The 25,608-nt window shown below is 68.8% G+C and carries 26 protein-coding genes and 1 pseudogene; 9 read left to right on the top strand and 18 right to left on the bottom strand.

The window, feature by feature from the left end; all coding sequences use genetic code 11:
- Window positions 1-14: 14 nt before the first annotated feature.
- The gene (locus tag HGB39_RS03295) at window positions 15-626 is read right to left on the bottom strand and encodes a TetR/AcrR family transcriptional regulator (protein WP_005238914.1); all 612 of its coding nucleotides are present in this window, start codon (window positions 624-626) and stop codon (window positions 15-17) included.
- Window positions 627-810: 184 nt separating this feature from the next.
- On the opposite strand from HGB39_RS03295, the gene HGB39_RS03290 reads away from it, so the two are divergent.
- Window positions 811-2,349 carry an FAD-dependent oxidoreductase gene (locus HGB39_RS03290; RefSeq protein ID WP_005570118.1) on the top strand — a complete coding sequence of 513 codons (1,539 nt, stop codon included), beginning with the start codon at window positions 811-813 and terminating at the stop codon, window positions 2,347-2,349.
- Here the strand turns inward: HGB39_RS03290 and hsaA are convergent, their stop codons facing one another.
- On the bottom strand, window positions 2,350-3,516 hold the full coding sequence (hsaA, locus tag HGB39_RS03285; protein WP_005570116.1) for a 3-hydroxy-9,10-secoandrosta-1,3,5(10)-triene-9,17-dione monooxygenase oxygenase subunit: 1,167 nt from the start codon (window positions 3,514-3,516) through the stop codon (window positions 2,350-2,352). It abuts the gene before it with no gap.
- Window positions 3,517-3,683: 167 nt separating this feature from the next.
- Between hsaA and HGB39_RS03280 the strand changes: the two genes are divergently transcribed.
- The 3 genes from HGB39_RS03280 to HGB39_RS03270 are packed head-to-tail and all read left to right on the top strand — an operon-like array spanning window position 3,684 to window position 5,890.
- Window positions 3,684-4,844, top strand: coding sequence for a 3-ketosteroid-9-alpha-monooxygenase, oxygenase component (locus tag HGB39_RS03280; protein WP_043791620.1), 1,161 nt, complete (start codon window positions 3,684-3,686; stop codon window positions 4,842-4,844).
- Complete coding sequence (locus tag HGB39_RS03275) at window positions 4,822-5,076, top strand: hypothetical protein (protein WP_005255686.1); 255 nt, start codon at window positions 4,822-4,824, stop codon at window positions 5,074-5,076. The genes HGB39_RS03280 and HGB39_RS03275 overlap by 23 nt, the downstream gene beginning before the upstream one ends.
- 22 nt (window positions 5,077-5,098) lie before the next feature.
- A complete protein-coding gene (locus HGB39_RS03270; RefSeq protein WP_005570110.1) occupies window positions 5,099-5,890 on the top strand; it encodes an SDR family NAD(P)-dependent oxidoreductase in 792 nt (263 codons plus the stop codon).
- A gap of 9 nt (window positions 5,891-5,899) precedes the next feature.
- Here HGB39_RS03270 and HGB39_RS03265 read toward each other — a convergent pair whose 3' ends face one another.
- Window positions 5,900-6,685, bottom strand: coding sequence for an SDR family NAD(P)-dependent oxidoreductase (locus HGB39_RS03265; protein ID WP_005570109.1), 786 nt, complete (start codon window positions 6,683-6,685; stop codon window positions 5,900-5,902).
- Window positions 6,686-6,915: 230 nt separating this feature from the next.
- On the opposite strand from HGB39_RS03265, the gene HGB39_RS03260 reads away from it, so the two are divergent.
- Window positions 6,916-7,731: an alpha/beta fold hydrolase gene (locus tag HGB39_RS03260; protein ID WP_054247348.1), complete on the top strand. Its 816-nt coding sequence runs from the start codon at window positions 6,916-6,918 to the stop codon at window positions 7,729-7,731.
- Window positions 7,732-7,800: 69 nt separating this feature from the next.
- The gene (locus HGB39_RS03255; RefSeq protein WP_005565249.1) at window positions 7,801-9,036 is read left to right on the top strand and encodes a low temperature requirement protein A; all 1,236 of its coding nucleotides are present in this window, start codon (window positions 7,801-7,803) and stop codon (window positions 9,034-9,036) included.
- Here the strand turns inward: HGB39_RS03255 and HGB39_RS03250 are convergent.
- The 13 genes and pseudogenes from HGB39_RS03250 to HGB39_RS03195 all read right to left on the bottom strand — a co-directional run bounded on the left by HGB39_RS03250 (window position 9,033) and on the right by HGB39_RS03195 (window position 20,800).
- Window positions 9,033-9,875, bottom strand: a complete 843-nt coding sequence (locus HGB39_RS03250; RefSeq protein WP_005565247.1) for a DUF427 domain-containing protein — start codon at window positions 9,873-9,875, stop codon at window positions 9,033-9,035. The two genes, HGB39_RS03255 and HGB39_RS03250, sit on opposite strands and share 4 nt — an antisense overlap.
- A gap of 18 nt (window positions 9,876-9,893) precedes the next feature.
- Window positions 9,894-10,493 carry a hypothetical protein gene (locus HGB39_RS03245; protein ID WP_005565246.1) on the bottom strand — a complete coding sequence of 200 codons (600 nt, stop codon included), beginning with the start codon at window positions 10,491-10,493 and terminating at the stop codon, window positions 9,894-9,896.
- Window positions 10,493-10,732 (bottom strand): PEP-utilizing enzyme, encoded by a 240-nt coding sequence (locus tag HGB39_RS38425; RefSeq protein WP_248949740.1) that lies wholly within the window; start codon window positions 10,730-10,732, stop codon window positions 10,493-10,495. Before HGB39_RS38425 ends, HGB39_RS03245 begins: the two co-directional genes overlap by 1 nt.
- A 189-nt stretch (window positions 10,733-10,921) precedes the next feature.
- Window positions 10,922-11,574: pseudogene (locus HGB39_RS38420) on the bottom strand (PEP/pyruvate-binding domain-containing protein); the annotation flags it as partial.
- A 9-nt stretch (window positions 11,575-11,583) separates the two neighbouring features.
- Window positions 11,584-11,970 (bottom strand): hypothetical protein, encoded by a 387-nt coding sequence (locus HGB39_RS03235; protein WP_005565241.1) that lies wholly within the window; start codon window positions 11,968-11,970, stop codon window positions 11,584-11,586.
- A gap of 78 nt (window positions 11,971-12,048) precedes the next feature.
- A complete protein-coding gene (locus HGB39_RS03230; RefSeq protein ID WP_005565240.1) occupies window positions 12,049-13,206 on the bottom strand; it encodes an alpha/beta hydrolase family protein in 1,158 nt (385 codons plus the stop codon).
- A complete protein-coding gene (gene bphC, locus HGB39_RS03225; protein ID WP_005565239.1) occupies window positions 13,203-14,114 on the bottom strand; it encodes a biphenyl-2,3-diol 1,2-dioxygenase in 912 nt (303 codons plus the stop codon). The genes HGB39_RS03230 and bphC overlap by 4 nt, the downstream gene beginning before the upstream one ends.
- Before the next feature lie 88 nt (window positions 14,115-14,202).
- Window positions 14,203-15,381 carry an acyl-CoA dehydrogenase family protein gene (locus tag HGB39_RS03220; protein WP_005565238.1) on the bottom strand — a complete coding sequence of 393 codons (1,179 nt, stop codon included), beginning with the start codon at window positions 15,379-15,381 and terminating at the stop codon, window positions 14,203-14,205.
- A gap of 40 nt (window positions 15,382-15,421) precedes the next feature.
- Window positions 15,422-16,480, bottom strand: a complete 1,059-nt coding sequence (gene dmpG / locus HGB39_RS03215) for a 4-hydroxy-2-oxovalerate aldolase (protein WP_005565237.1) — start codon at window positions 16,478-16,480, stop codon at window positions 15,422-15,424.
- A 36-nt stretch (window positions 16,481-16,516) separates the two neighbouring features.
- Window positions 16,517-17,419: an acetaldehyde dehydrogenase (acetylating) gene (locus HGB39_RS03210; protein WP_005565236.1), complete on the bottom strand. Its 903-nt coding sequence runs from the start codon at window positions 17,417-17,419 to the stop codon at window positions 16,517-16,519.
- Window positions 17,420-17,430: 11 nt separating this feature from the next.
- Entirely contained in the window at window positions 17,431-18,216 is a 786-nt protein-coding gene (locus HGB39_RS03205) for a 2-keto-4-pentenoate hydratase (protein WP_005565235.1), read from the bottom strand.
- On the bottom strand, window positions 18,216-19,928 hold the full coding sequence (locus tag HGB39_RS03200; RefSeq protein ID WP_005565234.1) for an FAD-binding protein: 1,713 nt from the start codon (window positions 19,926-19,928) through the stop codon (window positions 18,216-18,218). The genes HGB39_RS03205 and HGB39_RS03200 overlap by 1 nt, the downstream gene beginning before the upstream one ends.
- Complete coding sequence (locus tag HGB39_RS03195; RefSeq protein ID WP_005565233.1) at window positions 19,925-20,800, bottom strand: alpha/beta fold hydrolase; 876 nt, start codon at window positions 20,798-20,800, stop codon at window positions 19,925-19,927. Before HGB39_RS03195 ends, HGB39_RS03200 begins: the two co-directional genes overlap by 4 nt.
- A 197-nt stretch (window positions 20,801-20,997) precedes the next feature.
- Between HGB39_RS03195 and HGB39_RS03190 the strand changes: the two genes are divergently transcribed.
- Window positions 20,998-21,534 carry a flavin reductase family protein gene (locus HGB39_RS03190; RefSeq protein ID WP_005565232.1) on the top strand — a complete coding sequence of 179 codons (537 nt, stop codon included), beginning with the start codon at window positions 20,998-21,000 and terminating at the stop codon, window positions 21,532-21,534.
- A gap of 33 nt (window positions 21,535-21,567) precedes the next feature.
- Here HGB39_RS03190 and HGB39_RS03185 read toward each other — a convergent pair whose 3' ends face one another.
- Window positions 21,568-22,461 carry an IclR family transcriptional regulator gene (locus tag HGB39_RS03185; protein WP_005569936.1) on the bottom strand — a complete coding sequence of 298 codons (894 nt, stop codon included), beginning with the start codon at window positions 22,459-22,461 and terminating at the stop codon, window positions 21,568-21,570.
- A 203-nt stretch (window positions 22,462-22,664) separates the two neighbouring features.
- On the opposite strand from HGB39_RS03185, the gene HGB39_RS03180 reads away from it, so the two are divergent.
- Window positions 22,665-23,561 (top strand): TIGR03619 family F420-dependent LLM class oxidoreductase, encoded by an 897-nt coding sequence (locus HGB39_RS03180; protein WP_005569934.1) that lies wholly within the window; start codon window positions 22,665-22,667, stop codon window positions 23,559-23,561.
- Window positions 23,558-24,040 (top strand): nuclear transport factor 2 family protein, encoded by a 483-nt coding sequence (locus HGB39_RS03175; RefSeq protein ID WP_005238867.1) that lies wholly within the window; start codon window positions 23,558-23,560, stop codon window positions 24,038-24,040. The genes HGB39_RS03180 and HGB39_RS03175 overlap by 4 nt, the downstream gene beginning before the upstream one ends.
- Window positions 24,041-24,130: 90 nt before the next feature.
- Here the strand turns inward: HGB39_RS03175 and HGB39_RS03170 are convergent, their stop codons facing one another.
- On the bottom strand, window positions 24,131-25,594 hold the full coding sequence (locus tag HGB39_RS03170; RefSeq protein WP_043791485.1) for an MFS transporter: 1,464 nt from the start codon (window positions 25,592-25,594) through the stop codon (window positions 24,131-24,133).
- Window positions 25,595-25,608: the final 14 nt, after the last annotated feature.

Here is a 25,608-nt window from a genome sequence, read left to right as displayed (position 1 = left end):
ACGCCGGCGATCTGTCAGCGATGCGACAGGTTGACCAGCAGCAGGTCACACGCCCTACGGATGTCGGACTCGGCATCGGGAATCGAGACCCGGCCGTTGAGGCAGGACTGGATGACGCCGAACCACAGCTGCACCAGCAGGCGCAGCGCCGTGAGGTCTTCCTCCGTCGGATGTTCGATCCCGGCGGCGTCCAGCATGATCTGCCGGAATGCCCGGTCGACCTTCCCCGCGTCCGGCACGGACGCGACGTTGGCGGTGCTCGTGGACTGGATCATCGCGGTGGACAATGCGGGCCGGCGCAACAGCCCGCGGGTGGCGCGGACCAGCACGTTGTACACCGCATCCTGCGGCGATTCGCCAGGGGGCGCACTCTTCTTGAACCCGGCACCCATCCGGTCGATCTGATCGACCATCACCGCGACGAACAGATGCGTCTTCGACGGAAAGTACCGGTACAGCGTCCCGATCGCGACGCCGGCACGTTTGGCCACCTCGTGCATCTGGACCCGGGCGAGTTCCTTCTCGGTGGCCAGTTCGATGGCGGCCTCGAGCATGCGGACGTGGCGGGCCCGCTGTTCCTCCGAACTCGGTTCGGCAGCGTCCCGCACTTCGGCGATTCTCGGCACCCTCGATCCCCCTTCACTCCGCACACAGCCCCGGATCCGGTGTCGATTCTCGCATCGGATCGGGAAACCATCGAATTTCGTCCGGTGAGTGGGACCGCGCGTGCCGCAGGTCGCCCGGATGCGATTGCGTGAACCCCACGACTGGACCGCCAGTCTTCACAGACCATCAACGGAGGAAACGACGATGCAGGACTGGACAACCGAGTGCGACGTGCTGGTGGTCGGTTCGGGGGGCGGTGCGCTGACCGGCGCATACACGGCCGCTTCGCAGGGATTGCGCACCCTCGTCCTCGAGAAGACCCCACTGTTCGGCGGCACGTCCGCGTACTCCGGCGCCGCGGTGTGGCTGCCGGGTACCGCCGTGCAGGAGCGCGCCGGCATCGGCGACTCCACGGACAAGGCGCGCACGTACCTGCGCGCAGTGGTGGGCGACGAGGAGATCGACCGTCAGGAGGCGTACGTCGCCACCGCGCCCGAGGTCGTCGACCTTCTCGAACGCGATCCCCACATCGAGTTCGAGTGGCGGGCGTTCCCCGACTACTACAGGGCACCCGGCCGGATGGACTACGGTCGCGCGATCAACCCGCTCGACCTGCCGAGCGACGAGATCGGGGACCTGCGCGAGGTCATCCGGCCCGAGGCCGACGTCGACCGGGCCGGGGAACCGCATCCGGAGGGCACACTGAACGGTGGCCGCGCCCTGATCGGCCGCCTTCTCATGGCTCTGCACGGCACCGGGCACGCGGAACTGCGCACCGAGACCGCCGCGCGCTCGCTGATCGTCGAGGACGGACGGGTCGTCGGCGTCGAGGCGACCAACGCCGCCGGTCAGACCGCCCGCATCCGGGCGACGCGCGGCGTGCTGCTCGCGGCAGGCGGGATCGAGGGCAACGCGGCCCTGCGCACCGAGAACGGAACACCGGGCCGGGCGGACTGGAGCATGGGCCCGCGCGGCGCGAACACCGGCGACCTCCTGCGGGCGGCGGTGGAGATCGGCGCGGACACCGCACTCCTCGACGAGGCGTGGTGGTGCCCCGGGGTCGAACTTCCGGACGGCTCCGGCGCTTTCATGGTGGGCGTGCGCGGCGGCATTCTCGTCGACACGTCCGGAGAGCGGTACCTCAACGAATCGCTGCCGTACGACCAGTTCGGCCGAGCGATGATCGAGCACGGCAGCAGCAGTTCGTATCTCGTGTTCGACTCGAAGGAGGGCGGGCCCGTGTTGCCTGCCATCTCCATTCCGAACATCTCCGCCGAGAAGCATCACGCGGCGGGCACCTGGGTCTCGGCCGACACCATCGAGGAACTCGCGGAGAAGATCGACGTCCCCGCAGACGGTCTGCGCCGCACCGTCGAACAGTTCAACGACTTCGCCAAGCACGGCGTCGACGAGGCCTTCCACCGGGGAGAGGACCCGTACGACAACTTCTTCTGCCCTCCGGGCACGGGTGCGGACGCGCCACCGAACCCGGCACTGAGCCCGGTGTCGCAGGGCCCGTTCCACGCGGCCCGCATCGTGCTCAGCGATCTCGGCACCAAGGGCGGGGTCCGGACCGACGCCGACGCCCGCGTCCTGCGCGCCGACGGCACGCCCATCGACGGACTGTATGCGGCGGGCAACACCAGCGCATCGCTCAGCGGCCGGTTCTACCCCGGTCCCGGAGTGCCGCTCGGCACCGCGATGGTCTTCTCCTACCGGGCAGTTCAGCACATGCGGAGCTGACTACACGAGGTTGTCCTCCACCGGGAGTCCGAACGCGCCCCTGCCGAACAGGGCGAGGGCGCGTTCGGGCTCGTTGGCCACGTGCACGCTGCCCGCGTGGGAGTCGCGCCACGACCGTTCGATCGCGTTGCCGCGCGACAGCGAACTTCCGCCGGCGGTCTTGAACAGCAGGTCGATCGCGTCGAGGGCTCGCTCGGTCGCGCGAACCTGATCGCGGCGCACCCGCAGGCGCAGACCCATGGGGAGTTCCTCCCCGGCCTCGGCCAGTTCCCACAGTTCACGCACGTTGCGATCCATCTGCAGTATCGCGGCGTCGATCTCGGACGACGCCCGGGCCACCGCGACCTGGGCGAACTGGTCGTCGACGAATCTTCCGCCACCGAGGCTGAGCCGCACTCGTTCCCGCATGAACGTCAGATAGCGTTCGTAGCATCCCGCGACGATGCCGACCCCGGGCGCCGCGACGGCGGTCGTGAAGAGTGTGGCGAACGGCAGCCGGTACAGCGGTCCCCGGTTCACCTTCTGTCCGGGTCCGCGCAGTTGCGCCGTCTCGTAATTCCTCTTGATCCGGTAGTCGGGAACGAACACGTCCTCGGCACTGATCTCGTTGCTGGCCGTGCCGCGCATCCCCACCACGTCCCACACGTCGTGGATGCGGTAGTCCGACCGCGGCACCAGCGCGGTCATGAAATCGACCGGGCGGCCCTCGGTCCCGACCACCATCGCGCCGAGCAGCGCCCACGACGCGTGCTCGCAGCCCGAGGAGAAATGCCAGTCCCCCGTCAGCCGGTAGCCGCCCTCGACGGGGACGAGCCGCCCGACGGGTGCGTAGGCGGACGACACGAGCACCGAATCGTCGTGGCCCCACACGTCATTTTGCGCCCGGTCGTCGAACAGGGCCAGGTGCCACGGGTGCACCCCGAGCACGGACGCCAGCCAGCCCGTCGAGCCGCACACACCGGACACGGCGCGCACCACCTCGTAGAAGTGCACCGGATTGCTTTCCGTGCCGCCGTACCGCCTGGGCTGCAGCATCTTGAACAATCCGGCGTCGCCGAGCTCACGGATCACCTGTTCGGACACCCGCCGCGACTCGTCGACCTTGTCCGCGCGTTCCGCGATCATCGGCAGCAGGCCGCGGATCGATCTCAGGACCTCGTTCGTCATCTGTCGGAGGGTAGGGCGATCACCCCCGCGCGTGGACAGGCATCTCGCTCAACGGGAAACGCCGCCCCACCGCCCGGTCCCGTCCAGTGGGACCACGTCATGCGGGCCGTCCACGCTCACTTAGCGTGCAGGGCACCGCACAAGCCCAGGAGAGGACGGGACGCATCGTGACCACCCAACAGTCCGAGACAGTCGAGGTACGCGAAATCGACGCCGGCGCAGCGCCCACCCGATTCGCCCGTGGATGGCACTGCATCGGATTGTCCGACGCTTTCAAGGACGGCAAGCCCCACTCCGTCGAAGCGTTCGGCACCAAGCTCGTCGTCTTCGCCGACACTGCGGGTGATCTCGCCGTGCTCGAGGGCTACTGCCGACACATGGGCGGCGACCTCAGCCAGGGCACGGTCAAGGGCGACGAGGTGGCGTGCCCGTTCCACGACTGGAGGTGGGGAAGCAACGGCCGGTGCAAGAAGATTCCGTACGCGCGCCGGGTGCCGCCGCTCGCCCGGACCCGGTCGTGGCACGCGCTCGACCAGGACGGGATGTTGTTCGTGTGGAACGATCCGGAGGGCAATCCGCCGCCCGCGGACGTCACGATTCCCCGCATCGACGGCGCGCTCGACGACGAATGGACGGACTGGGTCTGGTATCGGACCACGGTCGACACCAACTGCCGCGAGGTGGTCGACAACATCGTCGACATGGCGCACTTCTTCTACGTGCACTACTCGTTCCCCACGTACTTCAAGAACGTCTTCGAGGGCCACGTCGCCAGCCAGTTCATGCGCGGGCAGGCCCGCGACGACATGCGCCCGCACGCGTCGGGTCAGCCCAAGATGGTCGGAAGCCGCTCGGACGCCACCTATTTCGGCCCGTCGTTCATGGTCGACGACCTGACGTACCAGTACGAGACGCACGACGTCGACTCCGTGCTGATCAACTGCCACTACCCCGTCAGCGCCGACAAGTTCGTGCTGCAGTACGGCATCATCGTCAAGAAGTCGAAGGACCTCGAAGGCGACGCGGCCACCGAGATGGCGAAGAACTTCGGCACGTTCATCGCGAAGGGTTTCGAACAGGACATCGAGATCTGGAAGAACAAGACCCGCATCGAGAACCCGCTGCTGTGCGAGGAGGACGGCCCGGTCTACCAGTTGCGACGCTGGTACGAGCAGTTCTACGTCGACGTCGCCGCGGTGACCCCGCAGATGACCGAACGGTTCGAGTTCGAACTCGACACCACCCGCCCCGTGGAGTCGTGGAAGAGGGAAGTCGAAGAGAATCTCGCCCGGAAGGTACGCGAAGATGCAGCCACTGCAGTGCACTGAGTGCGGCGCGAGCGTGCTGGTCCAGAAGAACAGCTGGGAACACACTTCCGTTCAGTGGGACGACGCGGCCCGCGCCCGGTGCCGCGAGATCGGCAGCGCGGGGCCGGGGCGCCCCGGCGCTCCCCGGAAAGGGTGTTCGGCGCTGACGGTGTCGATCACCCGAGCCGCGGAAGCGGGCGTCGTCCCGGTGCGCGATCCCGCCCCCGTCCCGACCCCCGTCGTCGCCCACTGAACGTTTTCCGGAAGGACACAACATGATCGACACCGAGCACTACGGTCCGTGGGCCGTGATCGCAGGCGGCTCCGAGGGTGTGGGCGCGAGTTTCGCCGAGGCACTGGGCCGCGCGGGGATCAACCTCGTGCTGATCGCCCGTAAGCCCGGGCCGCTCGAGGAGACCGCGGCCACGGTCCGCGCCCACGGCGTCCTGGTGCGCACACTCGCGCTCGATCTCCTCGATCCGGACGCCCTCGACCGGATCCGCACGGCCACCGACGACGTCGAGGTCGGGTTGCTGATCTTCAACGCCGGGGCCAACAGTTACGGACACGAGTTCGTCAGCGGCGACCTCACCGGCTTCCAGCGCGTCATCGACCTGAACATCACCTCGCAGCTGCACCTTTCGCAGCATTTCGGCGCGAGGATGAAGGACCGCGGCCGGGGCGGCATCGTGCTGGTCGGTTCGCTGGCCGGGTACCTGGGTTCGGAAGACCAGAGCATCTACGCCGCATCCAAGGCGTTCGGCCGGATCTTCGCCGAAAGCCTCTGGCTCGAGCTCGCGCCGTTCGGCGTCCACGTGGTCGAACTGGTCCTCGGCGTCACCCGCACGCCGGCGATGGTCCGGGCGGGCCTGAACTTCAATCTTCCCGGGATGAAGGTCGCCGAACCCGAAGACGTTGCCCGGGAGGGGATCGCGCACATCGCCGACGGCCCGGTCTGGGTGGCGGGCGGCAACTACGACGCGGCGCGCAAGCGCAGCGGTTTCCCCCGCGACGCACTCGTGCGCGGGGCAGCCGAGGGTATGCGGAAACTTCTGGGCCGCCGGTAGCCGCGGACGTCAGAGGGTGGTGACGAGTCCGCCGTCGATCACGAAATCGGAGCCCGTCACATTGCCCGCCCGGTCGCTCGCGAGGAACACGACGAGATCCGCCACCTCGTCCGGGCGGGTGAACCGGCCCGTGACCGCCTGCTCCGCGACACGCTCCGCCACTGCCTCCGGGTCACCGCCTGCGGCGCGCGCCACCGTCGCGGCGACCCCGTCGTCGCCGAGCCACAGGGCGGTCGACACCGGACCGGGGCTGACGGTGTTCACCCGAATACCCAAGGGTCCCAACTCTTTCGACAGGGCCTTCGAGAAGTTGGTGAGCGCGGCCTTGGACGCGCAGTAGTCGATGACGGTGGGGTCGGGCAGGAAACTGTTGACCGAACTCGTGGTCACGATGCTTCCCCGGCCCGCCGCGATCATCGTGGGCAGGGCGGCGCGGATCGTCCGCACCGCCGACATCAGGTTGAGATTCATCGTCGTGATCCAGTCTTCGTCGGTCACGTCGAGGAACCCGGTCAGTCTCGGGTGGGCGGCGCCGACGTTGTTGACGACGATGCCGAGACTGCCCCGAGCAGTGGCGGCGGCGACGAGTTCGCCCGGACCGGTGGGGGTCGACAAGTCGACGCTCACCGCCTCCACCGTTCCGCTGCGGACGAGTTCTTCCAGTTCGGGGCTGGGCGAACGGGCCCCCGCCACCACGAACGCGCCTTCCGCGGCGAGCGCCCGGGTGATGGCGAGCCCGATGCCCTTGCTGGCTCCGGTGACCACGGCGACGGTGCCACGTAAGGCAAGATCCACGGGGTTCCTCCTGACGACGGCGGAGCGTGCACGGACGAGCGGAACATCCCCCTCCGATCACGCTAGCCGAAATGATGCCGACCGCGCTGCAGGCGAGTAATCTCAGCGACGAAGGGCCAGGCCACGGCGTTGCTCTCGTATGGCGATGCCTGTCGTCGCACGACTACACCTGGCGCGCAGGCCCCTTCACCCCTAAGCACTGTGTTCTTTCCTGACTCGGGAGACGAGTGATGCGACTTCTTCGACTTCGAACCGCCGTTGCCGCGTGCGCGATCGCGGCTGCCGGCACGCTGACCGTGGGGGCCGGACCGGCCCTCGCCCAGGATCTGCCGACGGTGGTGCTGGTCCACGGCGCGTTCGCCGACACGACCAGCTGGGATGCGGTGGCCGCGGAACTGCGCGGCCGAGGATACGAAGTCGTGGTCCCCGACAACCCGTTGCGCGGACCGGCATACGACTCCGCCGCCATCGAGAAGGTGCTCGCGGACATCCCGGGGCCGGTGGTGCTCGTCGGTCACTCGTACGGCGGCGCGGTCATCACCAATGTGCATTCGCCGAACGTCGAGGCCCTCGTCTACGTGGCGGCCTTCGCCCCGGCGCAAGGCGAGCCGGTCATGCTGAACCTCGATCCGATCCGGTTCCCCGGCAGCCAACTGCTCCCGCCGGTGCTTCAGGTGAAGGTCATCGAGAACGATCCCACCGGAATCGCCGAGAGAAACCTCGACGGTTACATCGACCCCGGCCGATTCCACGAGGTGTTCGCCCAGGACGTCCCGGACGCCACGGTGGCCGACATGATCGCACACCAGAAGTCGGCCGCGCTCGTCGCGAACCTCGAGCCGACCGCCGATCCGTCGTGGGCGTCGACACCCAGCTGGGCCATGGTCGCTCAGAACGATCGCGTGATTCCGGCGGCCGCGGAGCGGTTCATGGCCACACGCGCGGGAGCCCGGATCACGGAAGTTTCCGCGTCGCACGCCGTCCTGGTGTCCCAGCCCGGCGCGGTCGCGGACCTCGTGGTGCAGGCAGACCAGGGAACTCCGTAGCGGACCGCCGTGAACGCGCCCGGAACACCGGCACCGAACAGCAGGAGCCTCGCCCATCGGGTCCACAAGATGGTCGGGCGTGATCCGCACGAGGAACACCGTGCGGCAACGCCGTTGGAGTTGCTGTTCGACCTGACGTTCGTCGTCGCGTTCGGCGTCGCGGGCGAGCAGTTCGCGCACCTCGTCGCCGAAGGGCACGTCGCCGCCGGGCTGGCGGGATTCGCGTTCGCGATGTTCTCGATCATCTGGGCGTGGATCAACTTCTCCTGGTTCGCGTCGGCCTACGACACCGACGACTGGATCTTCCGGGTCACCACCATGGTCCAGATGATCGGCGTCGTCATCCTGGCGCTGGGCATGCCGCCGATGTTCGCGTCCATCGACCGCGGCGTCGAGCTCGACAATTCCGTGATGGTGTCCGGGTACATCGTCGTGCGCGTCGCCATGGTGTTCCAATGGCTGCGCGCCGCCAAACACGACCCCGAGCACCGTCCCGCGTCACTGACGTACGCCACGACGCTCGTCATCGCGCAGATCGGCTGGGTCGCCTTGGTGATCGCTCCCCTCACCGTCGAGTACGCGTTCGGCTTCGGCGCGATCCTCATCCTCGTCGAGCTGACCAGCCCCGTCATCGCCGAACGGTACCGGGGCGGAACACCCTGGCACGCACACCACATCGTCGAGCGTCACGGCCTGCTCGTCATCATCACCCTCGGCGAGGGTGTGATCGGCACCGTGGCGTCCCTGTCCGCCGTGGTCGAACACCAGGGCTGGACACTCGACGCGATACTCGTCACGGTCGCAGGCATCGGACTCACGTTCGGACTGTGGTGGGTGTACTACATCCTGCCGTCGGCCGAGGTGCTCGCGGTGTACCGCAACCGGTCGTTCGTCTGGGGTTACAGCCACATCGCGCTCTTCGCGTCGCTGGCCGCGGTGGGAGCCGGACTACACGTGGCGGCGTACTACATCGAACACGCCTCCCACATCGGCGCGACGGCAACGGTGCTCTCCGTCGCCGCGCCCGTCGCGATCTTCCTCGCCGGCGTCTACGCGCTGTACACGTACCTGCTGCGGGTGCCCGACCCGTTCCATGTCCTGCTCCTCGTCCTGACCGCGGCCACGATCGCGCTCGCGCTGGTGCTGGCGGCGCAGGGTGTGTCGATGGCATGGTGTCTGATCGTGGTGATGCTGGCGCCGATCGTCACGGTCGTCGGATACGAATTGCTCGGACACGCGCACGAGGCCCGGGCGCTCGAGATCGTCCTCGGGCGCGCCGACACCGGCGCCGGCGAGGAGCACTAGGACCAGGGAGTCACCGGCCGAGGCCGGGCCACACCGTCGACGACCAGATCGAGCCGCTCGTCGAAAAAGGCCACGAGCCCCCGAACTTCCGACGCGTCGACGAGGGGCTCGTCGTACCGCCACGCGATGTCGTGGAGCACTCCGCCTGCGGTGACCGCGGACCGGTAGGCGGCCTCGCCCTTGTAGGCGCAGTACGACGTCGTCGCACTCGGCTGCAGTTCCGCGACGACGTCGTCGGGCGGCAGGTAGTAGCGGACCGGCAGCAGTGTTTCGAACAGCATTTTCGCCCGCCGAGTGTCGGCGAGGAGCGTGTCGCCCAGCATCACCCGGATGTGGCGGGACGTGCGGCGAACGTCGATGCGCTGGAACGGGTCGTGCGGATGACCGACGATCTCGTCGTCCTCCTCCAGCCAGCGGTCGAAGCCGTCGAAATCGAGAACCACGTACAAGGCCAGGTCCTCGTCTCCGGGCCGGAACCCCAGGGCGTTCCCTGCGCCGGCGGTACGGAGCGCGACGGGTTCGCCCTCCGTGCTGTGCACCGAGAACGGCACCCGCGGATCGAGTACCGGCATCGTCGTCACGTCCGGCAGGGCGAAGCCGACGTCGCCGGTCCCCTCCGCAGCCACCGAACCCGTTGGCTCCGGCGACAACTCCGCGTCGATGTCCTCCGCCGGCACCGCGTACGTGGGAACGACGCGCCGCGGTTCCCAGACCAGGACCGCACGGTCACTGTCGACCACCGTGGTCCCGTTCAGCACGGCACGGATCCGCTTCGCCGTCGGCTCGTAGCGAAGCTCGCGTAGCTGACGTCCGATGCTGTCGCGCAGTCGCAGGCCCATGAGTTGAGACTAGGCCTGTCATCGGGCCAGGCCGAGGGAAGCGACGAGGTCCTCGTGGAACTCGAACCAGACGCGGTGGCAGGAGTCGCGGTCGTTTGCCGTGATCCAGCCCGGATCGGTGCCCGCTCGCTCGACGGCGCCGGCGAACCGCTGGTGATAGCCGGCGAACCGGTCCATGCCCGCGACCAGGCGCGCCTCGAGTTCGCCCAGGGCGTGCGCCGCGGTCGCCAGGCGGGTGATCGTCGCGTCGATGGTCACGGTCGCCTCGCCGACGCCCATCTCGGCCAGCTGCCAGGCGGTGCACGCGTCCGCCACGGCGACGTTGTGCGGCAGGAAGTCCCGGTGCACCTGCACCACCACGGCGCGGGTGCCGCACCGGTCGAGCTCGGCGGCGAGCAGTCGCTCGCCGTGAACCTTCCCGGTTTCGGTCAGGGACCAGCCGCTGTCCCCGGCAAAGTCGGTGTGGGTGACCCACCCACGGGCCTCGGTATCGAGCAGGTGCTCGGCTGCCAGTCCTGCAGGCAGCGCGAACCGGGCGGCGATGCGCGCGGTCTCCGCGTAGCCCAGGATCCGCACGGCGTGCAGCACCAGGATGTCCGTCGGTGTGCGGTGCGACATCAGTTTCTCCCAGTGTTCCCGGTGGCGGTGCCGACGTGCCCGTGGGTGCCGTCGACGCGGACCAGCCTGCCCTCGGTCAGGGTGGTCATGGCCCCCGCCGCTGCCAGGACTGCCGGGATGCCGAATTCGCGGGCCACGATCGCGGCGTGCGCGAGCATCCCGCCCGTCTCGGTGACCACCGCGCAGGCTCGGGCCAGCAGCGGGGTCCACGCCGGCGAGGTCGTACGGCAGACCAGCACGTCGTCCGGACGAAAGCGGGCGAAGTCGTCCAGGCTGCCGATGATCCGTGCAGGCCCGACGGCGGTGCCCGGGCCGGCTGCGATGCCCGTCAGCAGAATGTCGCCCGACGTGGCTCGCACTGGCCGCGCGGTGGAGGGAGCGGTCGTGATCGGGCGGGCCTGCAGGACCCGGATGTCTTCGCCGGCGATCGCCCACTCGATGTCCTGCGGGCGGCCGAACAGGCTCTCGATATCGCGTCCCAGCGCCGCGAGGGCGAGGGCCTGGGCAGAGGTCAGCAGTTGCCCGCCCCGGTGCCGGGCGACCTGCACGTGCGCACCGTCGACCAGGTACGCCTCCGGAGTGACGGTCCCGGCCACGACACTGTCGCCCAGGCCTCTCGTGGCCTCGATCACCACCTGCTCGGCCCCGCTGACCGGGTGCCGGGTGAACATGACTCCGGCCGTCTCGGGTTGCACCATCACCTGCACGATCACCCCGGCCGACGCGGGGGCTTCCCGATCCGTGCGAGCAGCGTACGCGACGGCTTCGGGTGAGGAACCCGACGCGGCGCTGCGATGCACCGCCTCGATCACCTCGCGCTGGTGGTGACCCCGAGCGTCGTGGCCAGTTGTCCGGCGAACGAAGACTCGACGCCGTCCTCCGCGAGGGCGGACGAGCGCACCGCGAACGGACCGGGACCGAGACGGTGCAGTCCGGCCTCGATCTCCCGCTCCCAACCGGGATCGCCGAGGGGGTCGGGTATCACGAATCCGTCGGGTACCCGGTATCCGGCACGCAGCAGCCGGCCGAGGTTGCGGGCCTTCACACCGCAACGCTCGGACGCGTCCGGCAGGGGGAGCATCGGCACTGCTCAGGCCTCCGCGTCGCGGTCGCCGGCTCTGGCAAGGACCCGGTTCAGGCGCTGCTGGGCTGCCTGCGCCGAACCCAGACCGAGCGCCTCCGCGACCTGCGGCCAGGTCATCCCACAGGCACGGGCGGCGAACAGCAGGCCGGACTCGATCTGATCGAGCTCGACCCGAGCTGACGACAGCAGCCGCAGCCCGGCCGCGAGCACCGCGGGGTCCGTGCCGTGTGCGTCCCGGCCGGCCCACGCCGCGAACCTGACGAGGTCGGTGTCCGAACGTGGCTGCCCGGAATGCTCCCAGGGACGCCGCTCGAGCCGGGCGGCACCGGCCTCGTTCAGCGTCGTGCGTGCCTGATCGAGTTCGGCCGCGTGGGTCTGGTCGTCGGTGGTCACCCGACCACCACACGCCATCAACAGTCTGTTGTCAACATCCTGTTGATGGGCGCGTCGTCGGGCGAGGTCCCGGCATCCTCAGCCGGCGAGGATCCCGGCGACGAAATCCTGCGCGTCCTTCTGCGACGCACCGATCGTCCCGCGATGGTCCGCACCCTCGTACGTCCGATACGTCAGTTCGTTCCCGTTGTCCTGCAACGTCTTCACCATCAGATCCGTCGACGGCTTGCTCACCACCAGGTCGCCCGAACTCTGCGCGACCAGCGTCGGGACCTGCACGTGAACCCGCGACGGCTCCTGACGGGCCAGGTACTCGGTGAGCGGTCCCAGGTCGGCGTCGGGACGGAAGACCTGACCGGCGGGCACGGGCGGCACCTTCCGGATGTCGTCGATGCAGCCGGTCCGCGCCACCGTCAGCAGCGGTTGCGCCTGCTCCGTCAGCAACGTCGACGGGTCGATGGCGGGATCCGCGGCCTGGGCTCCGAGGAGGATCAGCGGGAGGAACGCCTCGGCCGCCTCGATACCCGGAACACCCGAGCGGAAGTACTGCGGCGTCTGGTCGAGCCCGTTGCCCGGCGCGATCGCCACCGCACCACCGAGGCGCAGTTCCGGGGCGCGCTCCCCGCCCTGCGCGGCGGTGAACAACGCCGCCTGCCCGCCCTGGCTGTGACCGATCACGAACCACGTCGAGCCGACCGCCGGATCCATCGTCCGGGCGGCGCGCACGATGTCCACGACGGCGTTCGCCTCCGTGTCACCGTTGATGTACGGATGGATCCCCGGCGTGCCCAGACCCAGGTAGTCCGTGCTCACCACCGCATATCCCTTGGCGACCCAGTCCTCGAGGGACGCGTCCACCCCGGAGAGATAGCCGTGGGCGGGGCCGCCGGCGAAATCCGCGGACGGGGCGCAGGCGTCCGCGACGCCGGTCGTGCCGTGCGCCCAGCTGATCACCGGATACCCGTCCTCGGGTGCCGGCGTGCGGGGGATCGACACGGTGCCCGACACCACGACGGGGTCGCCGTTGCCGTCCTGCGACACGTAGGTGATCACGTCGTTTCGCGCGGCACTCGGCAGTGCGGGACCGTCTGCGACGGCGCGGGACGACAGAAGCTGGCCCGGCCGCAGTGCGCCCGGGTCGGTCGCCGTCTCGGATGTCGCAGTGGAACAGGCGGTTCCACCGACGAGGAGGACGAGTACGGCCACCGCGCCGATCCGGGCGCGCGACAACGTCATGAGAACGCCGCCAGCGGCTCGGAACCCGACCAGTCGTGACCCCAGTAGCTGTCCGCCGTGATCTCCTCCGCGGTGTAGTGCATCTCGTCGACGAGCATGCCCTCCGTGCCGAACTCGAGGTCCCAGCCGCCGGGGGCACGCACGTAGAACGACACCATGCGGTCGTTGGTGTGCCGGCCGAGGGTCGACGAGATGGAGAAGCCGAGCTTGCCGAGCCGGTCGAGCGCCTGGCCGACGGCGTCGAGGGTGTCGACCTCCGTCATCAGATGCACCATCCCGGGTTCGCCGCTGCGCGGTGCAGGGCACAACGCGAGGCTGTGATGGCGCTGATTGACGCCCATGAACCGCACCCGGCGGGCCGGTCCCGGGGCGTCGGCCGGTCCGAGCCGGATCGCGCCGCGCGGCAGGAAGCCCAGCACCTCGGTGTAGAACGTGTAGGCCTCCTCGAACGCCGGCGTCGGGAGGACCACGTGCCCCAGACCCTGTGCGCCGGTGACGAACCGGCCGCCGTGCGGAGTGACGACCGGACTGTGGTCGAGCACGGGCCCGAAGAACACCTCCACCCGTGTGCCGGACGGATCGTCGAACGCGATCACCTGCTCTGCGTCGCGGTGGCGCGACTCCTCCTCGGACAGGACGTCGACCGTGACACCCGACTTCTCCACCTGCTCACGCAGCCGCTGGAGAGCGAACTGGTCGCGCACCTCCCACCCCACCGCGAGTGCCGTGTCCGTGTCGCCGGGGAGGACGATCAGCCGCGACCGCCGCTCGTCGACGCGCAGGTACAGGCCGTCGGGCTCGGGGCCGGACCCCTCGGCCATCCCCAGCCCGTCCACCACCAGCTCACGCCAGCGTGGCACGTCCTTCGTCTGGATCCTGAGGTAGCCGAGTCCTCGAATGTCGGTCATGTGAAAGTCCTTTCCTGGAGGCGGCTCCGCCACCCGTGCGCCTTTCTGGTAGCTGGAACTACCAGAAAGGCGCACGGGCGCGGAGCGCCTAGATCATCGAGCGGTGGATGCCCTGAGGTTCCCCGCCGAGCTGGGTCAGAGCCGAGGAGTGGAAGATCGACCCCGGCACGTGGATGGCGTGGGAGAGGCCGGCATGGGCGTCGCGCCAGAAGCGCTGCAGGGGTGTCTTCAGTTGGAGCGCACCGCCACCGGAACGTGCGAAGATCTCGTCCACGGCGCGCACCGCCCGCCACGCGGCGGCCGTCTGCGTGCGCCGGCCGATGGAGCGGAGTTCGAACGAGACGTCCTGGCCCTTCTCGGTCATGTCCCAGAACCGGTCGACCGTCTCGAGGATCGCCGCGCGCGACGCCGCGATCTCCGCCGCTGCCTCGCCGATCGCGAACAGCACGTACGGGTCGTCCTTGATCGCGGTACCCGACACGGTGACACGTTCACGCTGCGCATTCAGGTGGCAGGCCAGCGCGCCCTCGGCGATCCCGATCAGCGACGACGTGATGCCGAGCGGGAAGATGCACGAGAACGGGAAGTTGTAGAGCGTCTGGGTGCGGCCGAACTCCCTCGGCGCAGACCCGTCGAACACCTTGTCGGCCTGCAGGGTCCGGTGCTGCGGGATGTACGCGTCCTTGACGATCAGGTCCTTGGACCCGGTGCCGCGCAGTCCGACGACGTTCCAGCTGTCCTGGTCGATGTCGTAGTCCGAGCGTGGCAGCAGCACGTGCAGGATCTGCGGGGGCATCACCCGGTTGCCGTCCCGGTCACCGACCGCGGCGCCGATCATGATCCACCCGCAGTGGTCGGTGCCCGAGGAGAACGACCACCGTCCGTTGAGGACGTAGCCGCCGTCGGTGGGCACGGCCACACCCATCGGCGCGTACGGCGAGGCCATCCACATGTCGGAGTCCTCGCCCCACACCTCGTCCTGGGCCGTGCGGTCGAAGAACGCCAGTTCCCACGGGTGGACGCCGACGATGCCGCTCACCCAGCCCGCGGCCCCGTCGATGGCGCCGATGCCCATCGCGGTCTCCGCGAACTCGCGCGGATGCGATTCGTAGCCGCCGTACTCCTTGGGCTGCAGCATCCGCATCACGCCGGAGTCGCGCAACCGTTTCGCGGAGGTGTCGGACAGGCGCATCAGCTTGTCGCCCTCGGCGCCTTCCGCGCGGATCTCGTCCGCGTACTGTTCGATCCTGTCAAGAACCTGGCCCATGATGATCTCGGCTTTCTGGTGTCGGTACCCGGCGAAACGCCTAGGCGGACTTCTTCTCGGCGACTGCGGACCCCGCGGACTTCCGGTCTGCGAGACCGAGGGCGATCTCGATCAGCTGGTCCTCCTGACCGCCGACCAGCTTGCGTCGGCCGGCCTCGATGAGGATCTCCGCACCGGACACCCCGTACCGGCGGGCGTGGGAATCGGCGTGCTTGAGGAAGCTGGAGTAGACACCCGCGTAGCCCATGGTCAGCGACAGCCGGTCGAGCAGGCAGTCGCCGTCCATGATCGGCCGGACGACGTCCTCGGCGGCGTCGATGATCTTCAGAGTGTCGATGCCGGTGCGGATTCCGAGCTTCTCGGTGACGGCGGCGAACGCCTCGACCGGGGTGTTGCCCGCGCCCGCACCGAAACGCCGGGTGGAGCCGTCGATCTGCAGGGCGCCGGCCTCGACGGCGAGCACCGAGTTGGCGACACCGAGCCCGAGGTTCTCGTGCCCGTGGAAGCCGACCTGCGCGTCGTCGCCGAGTTCGGCCACCAGGGCGGACACGCGGTCGCTGACGGCGTTCAGGATCAGCGCCCCGGCCGAGTCCACCACGTACACGCACTGGCAGCCGGCGTCGGCCATGATCCGGGCCTGCTTCGCGAGAACCTCCGGCGGCTGGCTGTGCGACATCATCAGGAAGCCGACCGTCTCCAGCCCGAGTTCGCGGGCGAGACCGAAATGCTGCACGGAGATGTCGGCTTCAGTGCAGTGCGTGGCGATGCGGCAGATGCTCGCGCCGTTGTCCGCGGCCTCGCGGATGTCCGACTGGACACCCAGTCCGGGGAGCATGAGGAACGCGATCCTGGCCCGCTCCGCCGTCTCCACCGCGGCCTTGATCAGCTTCTGCTCCGGGGTGTGGCTGAAGCCGTAGTTGAACGAGGAACCGCCGAGTCCGTCGCCGTGGGTGACCTCGATGACCGGAACCCCGGCGGCGTCGAGCGCCTCGACGATCGAGTGGACGTGTTCGACGGTGAACTGGTGTCGCTTGGCGTGGGAGCCGTCGCGCAGCGACGAGTCCGTCACCCGGATGTCGAGATCAGCACTGTAAGGCATCGGTATTCCTTCGAAGAGTGAATGGGGCGGACGCGCTCAGACGCTCGCGCCGAGGATCTGCGTCGCGAAGCTCTCGCCGACCTTGGTGGCGGCGGCGGTCATGATGTCGAGGTTGCCGGAATAGGGCGGCAGGAAGTCGCCCGCTCCCTCGACCTCGAGGAAGATGCCGACCCGGGCGAGGCCACCGCTGATCGGCGTCGGGTCGTCGAACTGCGGTTCGGCGCGCAGACGGTAGCCGGGGACGTACGCCTGCACGGACGCCGCGACGTCGTGGATGGACGCGGTGATCGCGGCCCGGTCGGCGTCGGCGGGAATGGAGCAGAACACGGTGTCCTTCATGAACATCGGCGGTTCGGCCGGGTTCAGGATGATGATGGCCTTGCCCTTCTTCGCCCCGCCGATCGTCTCGATGCCCCGGCTCGTGGTGATCGTGAACTCGTCGATGTTCGCGCGGGTGCCCGGGCCTGCGGACGGCGACGCCACGCTGGCGACGATCTCGGCGTACGCCACCTCGGTGATCCGGGAGACGGCGTGGACCATCGGGATGGTCGCCTGGCCGCCGCACGTGATGAGGTTGACGTTCGGCGCCGTCCGGTGCTCGCCCATGTTCACGGCGGGCACGACGGCAGGTCCGAGCGCGGCGGGGGTGAGGTCGACGGCCTGGATGCCGAGTTCCCGGTAACGGGGTGCGTTCACCCGGTGCACGTAGGCGGACGTGGCCTCGAAGACGATGTCGGGCCGCTCGTCCTGGGCGAGCAGCCAGTCGACGCCCTCGGCACTGGCGATCACACCCCGGTCCGCGGCGCGCTTCAGTCCCTCGCTGTCCGGGTCGACGCCGATCATCCAGCGGGGCTCGATGATCTCCGAGCGGAGGAGCTTGTACAGGAGGTCGGTGCCGATGTTGCCGGATCCGACGATCGCGGCGAGAGCCTTGGTCACAGTTGTCGCCTTTACTTGAATTGTACTGATACGGAACCGATGTCACTGAAATCGGCGCGGAACACGTCGCCGGGCCGGGCGTCGATCGCGCGGGTGCACGAACCCGGCAGGATCACGTGCCCGGCCTCGAGTCGCACTCCGAAGCTCGCGACCTTCCGTGCCAGCCAGGCCACGGCCTTCGTGGGATTGCCGAGCACCGCCGACGCCTCGCCCCGCGCGATCTCCTCCTCGCCCTGGAACAGCACGGCGGAGATCCCGCCGATGTCGACGTTCGCCGGTTCGACCCGTCCGGCGCCGAGGATCACCCCGGCCGAGGACGCGTTGTCGGCGATCGTGTCGGCGAGCCCGATCTTCCAGTCGGTGATGCGGGAGTCGATCAGTTCGATGCTGGGAACGATGTATTCGGTGGCCGCCAGCACGTCCGCCTCGGTGCATCCCTCCCCCGGCAGGGTCTCGCCGAGGACGTATCCGATCTCCACCTCGATGCGCGGGTAGCAGAATCGGGCGGTGTCGATCGGCGTCCCCTCGGCGTACACCATGCTCGACAGCAGATGCCCGTAGTCGGGTTCGTCGACGCCCATCATCTTCTGCATGACCTCGGACGACAGCCCGACCTTGTGGCCGTACACCGTCTCCCCCGCGCCCCGCCTTGCCCGGATGTTGATCAGCGCGATCTCGTAGGCGTCGACGACGTCGATGCCCGGGAACACGGTGGTCAACGGATCGATCGGCGCGCGGCTCTGTTCGGCATTCCGCAGGAGGTGGGCGGCGGACAGTCGCTGTGCATCGCTCAGCATCACGCCACCTCTCCCGCACGTGAGTGCTGTCGCGCGCCCCGGGACGTCTCGCCACTCACGTCGGCGACGTGCTGCGCGGCGATGTACCCGAACACCATGGCGGGACCGATGGTCGCGCCCGCACCGGCGTATTCGTTGCCCATCACCGACGCCGACGTGTTGCCGGTGGCGTACAGGCCGTCGATGACGGAACCGTCCTCGCGGAGCACCCGCGCGTCGGCGTCGGTGACGAGTCCGCCCTTGGTGCCCAGGTCGCCGGCCTCGCACCGGATCGCGTAGAACGGTCCCTCGACGATCTCGTCGAGGCACGGGTTCTTCATCGTCGGGTCGCCGTAGTACCGGTCGTATGCGCTGTCGCCGCGGCCGAAGTCCTCGTCCTTGCCGGTGCGGGCGAAGCCGTTGAACCGGTCGATCGTCGCAACCAGGGTGTCGGCCTTGACGCCGATCGCGTCGGCGAGGTCACGCAGCGTGTCCGCCTTGTGCACGACCCCGGAGTCGTAGAACCCCTGCGGGAACGGCACACCCGGCAGCACCTGCGCGAACGGGTACCGCGACTTCGCCTTGGCGTCCATCACGAACCACGCCGGGACGTGACCGCCGTCGAGCTGGTCGTGGACGAAATTCACGTACGGCGACGACTCGTTGGTGAAGCGCTCGCCGCGGCCGTTGACGATCACCGACGGCGGAATGCACCGCTCCGACACGAGCGGGATCACGGCGCCCATCGGGTGGAACACCGACGGCATCCACCAGGCGTCGTCCATGAGGTCGACTGCAGCGCCGAGCTTCTGGCCGGCGACGATGCCGTCGCCGGTGTTCTCCCGGGCACCGGCGCTGACGTCCGGGACGCCGTGCTTGGGCAGGTACTTCGCACGCATGTCCTGGTTGTGGTCGAATCCGCCGGTCGCGAGCAGCACGCCGCGGCGGGCGCCGATCCGGACCGTTCGTCCGTCACGCTCGGCGAGAACACCCACGACGGCTCCGGTGCCGTCGACGATCAGCTCCGTCATCGACGTATTCAGCCACAGCGGCACCCCGGCATCCTTGAGGACCATCCGCATCCGCGCCACGAGTGCGCGGCCGCCGGTGGCCATGTGGCGTCGGCGGATCACGTTGGACGCCACCCGCCACGCCGCGACCAGTGATGCCTTGCGGCCCTTCCAGGTGCGCTTGACCATGGCGAGATCGTGGTAGTCCTTGGACGTGACCCACAGTCCCAGCGGGCCCTTCATGCTGTTCGGCCGCTGGTACTGCTCGTCCTCCTTCAGCGCCCGGGTGTCGAACGGTGTGCATTCGATGGTGCGTCCGAGCGGACGGCCGCCGTCGTACTCCGGGTGGTAGTCGGAGTAACCCTTCACCCAGTAGAGCTTCATGTGCGGGCTGCGGTCGAGCAGTTCCATCAGCTCGGGGCCCTTGTCGACGAACGCGTCGAGACGGTCGGCGGGGACCGTGCCCTCGGTGATGATGTCCAGGTAGCGGCGGATCGATTCCCGCGAGTCGATCACACCCTTCTCGCGCAGCGTCGGGGCGTTGGGAATCCAGATGCCGCCCCCGGAGATGGCGGTGGATCCGCCGAACGTGGCGCCCTTGTCGATGACGAGAGTGTCGATTCCCCGGTCGGCCGCGGTGATCGCCGCGGCCATGCCACCGCCACCGCTGCCGACGACGAGGAAATCGACTGTGGTGTCGAAGTTTTCTTCGGTGCCGCTCATCGTCCGGTGCCCTCCTTGCGGAGGAGGAAGGCGAGGACGGCACTCTCGAACGCCGTCTTCTGCTCGATCATCGCCCAGTGCCCGCAGTTCGGGAAGACGTGCAGTTCCGCCCGGGGAATCGACCGCATCGGGATGATCGCCATGTCCAGCGGGCTGACCCGGTCGTCGCGACCCCACGTGAGCAGTGTCGGCGCCTTCACCTTGTGCAGCTGAGCCCAGTACGGCGTCGCATCGGACTCGAGTGCCGCCTTGGCGCCGGCCTCGAACGCCGCCTTGCTGTACATCTTGCGGGCGCTGGCGAGGGTCTCGGGGTCGGTTGCCTGCGTCCAGCGTTCCTCGATCAGTTCCTCGGTGACCATCGCGGGGTCGAACACCATCGAGTGCAGCCACGCGATCAGTCGTTCCCGGGTGGGGTCGTCCGTGAACTCCATCAGGAGGTTGATGCCCTCACCGGGGCCGGGGCTGAAGAGGTTCCTGCCGATGCCGCCGATGGTGATCAGCTTGCCGACCCGGTCGGGGTGCGCGATGGCGAACTGGGTGGCGACGATGCCGCCCATCGAGTTTCCGAGCATCGCCACCTCGTCGAGTCCGAGCCCGTCGAGGAAGCGGAGTACCGCGTCGCCTGCGGTGAGCATCGGATGACCGCCGAAGTCGTCGCTGACCCCGAATCCCGGGAACTCCAGGACGAAGGTGCGGAAGTGCTCGGCGAAGACGCTGAGGTTGCCGCGGAAGTTGCGCCACCCCGTCACGCCGGGGCCGGAGCCGTGCAGCAGCAGAAGAGGCGGGCCGTCGCCGGCCTCGTGGTAGCGAAGCACGCCGAGGTCGGTCTTGAGCTCCTTCAGGGTGCCCTCGTAACTCGAGTCAGTCGTCATGGTCGGTCACGTTGCCAGCGCGCTCCCGGCTCGGACAGAAGCGATCCCGGTCAGCGAGACATCGCCCTGCTCGCGCAGGTATCGGCAGGGGATTTCCACTGACCGAGACGGCATCTCGTGACGGTACCGGGCCGTCCTTAGCCTCGGGGACGATCGTCGAACGGGTCGGCGACGGAAGAGCAATCGGAGGCGGTCTGATGGCAACCGAACCGGCCGGCACCCAGCCCGGGACACGCTCGGACGCACCGTCACCGGACGAGATGCGCCGTGCCCTCGGCCAATTCGCCAGCGGAGTGACAGTGGTGACCGGGCTCGACACGGAGGGTCCGGTGGGATTCACGTGTCAGTCGTTCGCGTCGGTGTCCCTGGAGCCGCCGCTGATCCTGTTCTGCGCCGATCACCGCGGGCGGGCCTGGCCGCGCATTCGGCAGTCTGGGCGCTTCACGATCAACGTGCTGCGAGAGGACCAAATGGACCTCTGTTTCCGGTTCGGTTCGAGCCGGGGCACCAAGTTCGACGGGCTGTCCTGGGAGCCGTCGCGGTGGTCGACGCCGTCGCTGCCGGGGGTTCTCGTGCGCGTGCACGCGGACGCGCAGTCGGTGCACACCGCCGGGGACCACGACGTGGTGATCGGACGCGTCCTGGAACTCGAATCGGTGTGCGAGGAGCGTCCGATGGTGTTCTTCCGGGGCGGTTTCGGCCTCGACGCCGCTCCGCGACCCGTGCGCGCGTAACGAGTCCAGAGACTCGTCACGCGCGCACGGGCGCTACAGCCATTGCCCGGACTGCACCGCGAGGAGCTGGTCCAGGGTCTCGGTCGACCACGAGCTGTCCGGGATTTCCGGGGTCCGGCGGCCGCGACGGGGTGTTCCCAGTTCGGGGTGGAGCGTCCGGGTGACTTCCCGCGCGGCGTCGACGACGAGCGGGGCGACGCGTTCGAGTTGGACGGTGCGCGCGTCGCCGCACAGCGAGATCCCGGCCACCGGCCCGTCGGCGCTGCGGACCGCGACACCGACGCAACCGATTCCGCGCACCGCCTCCCCCCGCTCGAACGCGAGACCGCGGCGCTGCCGGATCCGGTTGAGCTCCTGGTGCAGCGTGGACAGTTCGGTGATCGTGCGGTCCGTGCTCCGGTTGAGCCGCGGCCCGTACATGCCGTCGACCTGTTCCGGGTCGACCCACGCCAGCATCGCCTTGCCGCCCGCCGTCGTGTAGGCGGGAACGCGCCCACCCACCCGCGACGGCAGGCTCGCGGCCATCCGTCCGCCCACCTTGTCCAGGTACACGCTCTCCGCGCCGTCCAGCACGGCCAGGTGCACCACCATTCCGGTCTGCATGTGCAGTTCGTGCAGCAGCGGGGCCGCCGCGGCCCGCACCTGGCTGTGTCCGTTGTCGCCGCCGCCGAGCCCCATCGCGCGCCGTCCGAGGCAGTAGCCGAAGCTCGCGTGGTCGACCCAGTCGAGGCGGACCAGCTGGTCGAGGATGCGGTGCACCGTGGACCGCGGCAGCCGGGTGCGGCACGCGACCTCCTCGAGGGTCAGGCGCGACGTGCGGCCGTCGAACGCGTCGAGGATCAGCGTCATCCGCTCGACCATCGACGGGGGCAGATCCTTCTTCGCAGCGGCTACCGACAGTGCATCATCCGAATCGACGACAGTCATCGACGCCTCCAAATATCCTGGTCACACGCATACGCCCGACAAAAATTGAAATGAATTCTTAAAATGTACCAGTCGTGCCCGCCGCGGGGAAGGAATCGGACAACCGCCGCGTCCGGTCACCGGGAATGCCCGCGCGGCACCCGGGCACCTCCACTACAACGGTGACGACAGACCGACCCCCCCGACAGCGGAGTAACGAACTGATGCACATAGGAATCGCGCCGCCCATCGTCATCGCGCACCCCGCCGTCCGCGCGGACTGGGAACTCGGCGCCGGCATCGCGGAGTTGACCGCGATCGCCCGCACAGCCGACCGCCTCGGCTACCACCACCTCACCTGCAGCGAGCACGTCGCCGTACCCACCGACGTCGCGGTCGAGCGCGGCGGCACCTACTGGGACCCGCTCGCGACACTCGGTTTCCTCGCCGCCCAGACCACCGGCATCCGCCTCGCCACCCAGGTTCTGGTACTCGGCTATCACCACCCCCTCGAGATCGCGAAGCGCTACGGCACGCTCGACGTCGTCAGCGGCGGCCGGCTCGTCCTGGGCCTCGGCGTGGGCAGCCTGCGCGAGGAATTCGACCTGCTCGGCGCCCACTTCGACGACCGCGGTGCCCGCGCCGACGACGCCCTCGCGGCGCTCCGTGCGTCGCTGTCGCAACCCCGGCCCGAGTACCACGGCACGTTCTACGACTTCGACGGCGTCGTCGTCGAACCGCACGCCGTCCAGCCGCGGGTCCCGCTGTGGATCGGGGGACGGACTCTGCGATCCCTGCGCCGCGCCGCGACGCTCGGCGACGGGTGGGTGCCGTTCGGCCTGTCGCTCGACGAGTTGTGCACGCTGCTCGCCAGGGTCGACCTCCCCGACGGTTTCGAGGTGGTCCTCAGCGCCGGCGCGCCCCTCGACCCGATCGGCTCCCGCGACACCGTGACCCGCGCCCTCGAACGACGACGCGACGCCGGCACCACCGTCGTCAGCGCCACCCTCGCGTCCACGAGCGCAGCCCACTACTGCGAGCAACTGGAGGCCCTCCGGCAGTTGGGCGACGAACTCGGCGTCTCCTTCCGCACCGCAACCGAAGACAGGATCCGTCCATGACCGGCACCGACGAACTCGTCCGCGCACTCGCCGAACGCGTCACCGCACTCGAAGACAAGCTCGCCATCCTCGAATTGATGACCGCCTACGGTCCCGCCATCGACAGCGGTTCGGCCGACGCGGTCGCGCGGCTGTGGACCGAGGACGGCGTGTACGACGTCGACACCGGGGTGATGCGCGGGCATGCGGCCATCACGGCGATGGTGCAGTCGCAGGCGCATCAGGGCTGGATCGGTGGTGGCTGCGCGCACATGCTCGAGCCCGGGCACGTGCGCGTCGACGGCGACACCGCGGTGGCCACGTGCAAGTCGCAGTTGATCATTCACGACGACGACGGATTCCGTGTCCACCGGATCACCGCCAACCGGTGGGAGCTCGCCAAGATCGACGGCGCGTGGAAGGTGACCCGGCGCGTCAATCGGTTGCTCGACGGCCGGGAGGAGGCGCGCACCCTGCTGGCGGCTGGTGTGCGGGCCTGAGCACTGGCTCCGCCACCCCGACGCGAGGCCCGCAGGTGCTGCGGGCCTCGTGTCGGTGTGCGCGGAGGGAAGGTGTGCGCGGAGGAAAGATCAGGCGACCATCTCCGACTTGGGCACCGTCGCGTCGACCGGACGCTCGATCTTGTTGCGGGTGAGGAGAAGCCCCATCACCGCGGCGAGCAGTCCGGCGACGGCGAGTGTGAAGAAGGCGTACACGAAGCCCTTCTCCGAGTACTGCGCGGCACGGCCCACCAGCATGACACCGGGGATCGCGACGATGGCGATCATCACCTGACTGCCGATCGCACTGCCCAGCGAGCCGGACAGGTTCAGCATCCCGCCGGCAATCCCCTGCGTCTGCGCGGGCACGGTGCGCATGATGAGGTTCGGCAGCGTCGCCGACGCGGAACCGAGCCCGAGGCCGATCACCAACTGCCCGAACATCATCTGGACCGTCGAATCGTGCAGGGTGGCGAGCAGGAACGATCCGAGCGCGAGGGATGCGCCGCCGAACACCAGAACCGGCGCCGGGCCGATACGACGGGTGAAGTATCCGCCGACCGGGCCCGCGATCATCGACACGACGCCCGTGGGGACGGTGTAGATGGCGACGGCGAGGGCGGTGACTCCGAATCCGTAACCGAGACCGAGGTCGGGATCGGTCATGACGAACATCGGGATGAGCATCGAATGGCTGACGAGGACGAACTGGACGAAACCGCTGGCGGCCAATGTCTTCGCGACGGGTCCGTGTTTCAGCATCTGCAGGTCGATGAGCGGTTCCTTCGGCGTGCGTTCGTAGAGAAGCCAGCCGGCGAGGATGGCGATACCGCCGCCCACGCACAGAAGCGTCTGCGGGGCCGTGTAACCCCACGCGGCGGCCTTACCGATACCGAACAGCAGCACGAATGCGCCGAGTCCGAGGATGGCCGCGCCGAGCACGTCGAGCTTCGATCGCGTCCGCAGCGTGGTCTCGGGAACGAAGATCGCGACCGCGATTCCGACGACCGCCACGTGGAGGAGTTGCGCCCAGAACACGCCGGTGTAGCCGAAGTGGTCGATGAGGTAGCCGCCGATGATCGGGCCGAGGATGGTGCTGGCGCCCATTCCGGTGGCGACGAATCCGACGGCCACGGGAATGATCGACGGGGGCAGGATGTCTCGGATCAACCCGTAGGCGAGTACGAGTATCGCCATGCCCGCACCCTGGAGTCCGCGGCCCACGAGGAAGAGTTCGAAGTTGGGGGCCAGCGCGCCGAGTAGTGAACCGGCGCCGAACACCGCGGCGGACACGAGCATCATCCGCTTCTTGCCGTAGATGTCGCCGAGTTTGCCGACGAGCGGAGTCGAGGCGGCGAGGACGAGCGTGACGATCGTGATCACCCAACCGACGTTCGCGGTGCCGAAGTGTTTCGCGATCTCCGGCAGCGCCGGGGTGACGAAGTTGTAGGCGAGCGGGATGACTTCGACGAGAAGGATGATCAGGGCGAGGAGGGCGAACGACTTCCCGCGTGAGAGCGGTGCGCGCTCCGCCTCACCTGGGGACAGGGGCATGTTATGCATATGTG

This window comes from Rhodococcus opacus, from assembly GCF_012396235.1.
Taxonomy (GTDB): domain Bacteria; phylum Actinomycetota; class Actinomycetes; order Mycobacteriales; family Mycobacteriaceae; genus Rhodococcus_F; species Rhodococcus_F opacus.
Note: the sequence above shows the minus strand (reverse complement) of the source record. Positions and strands in the feature narration are given on the sequence as shown.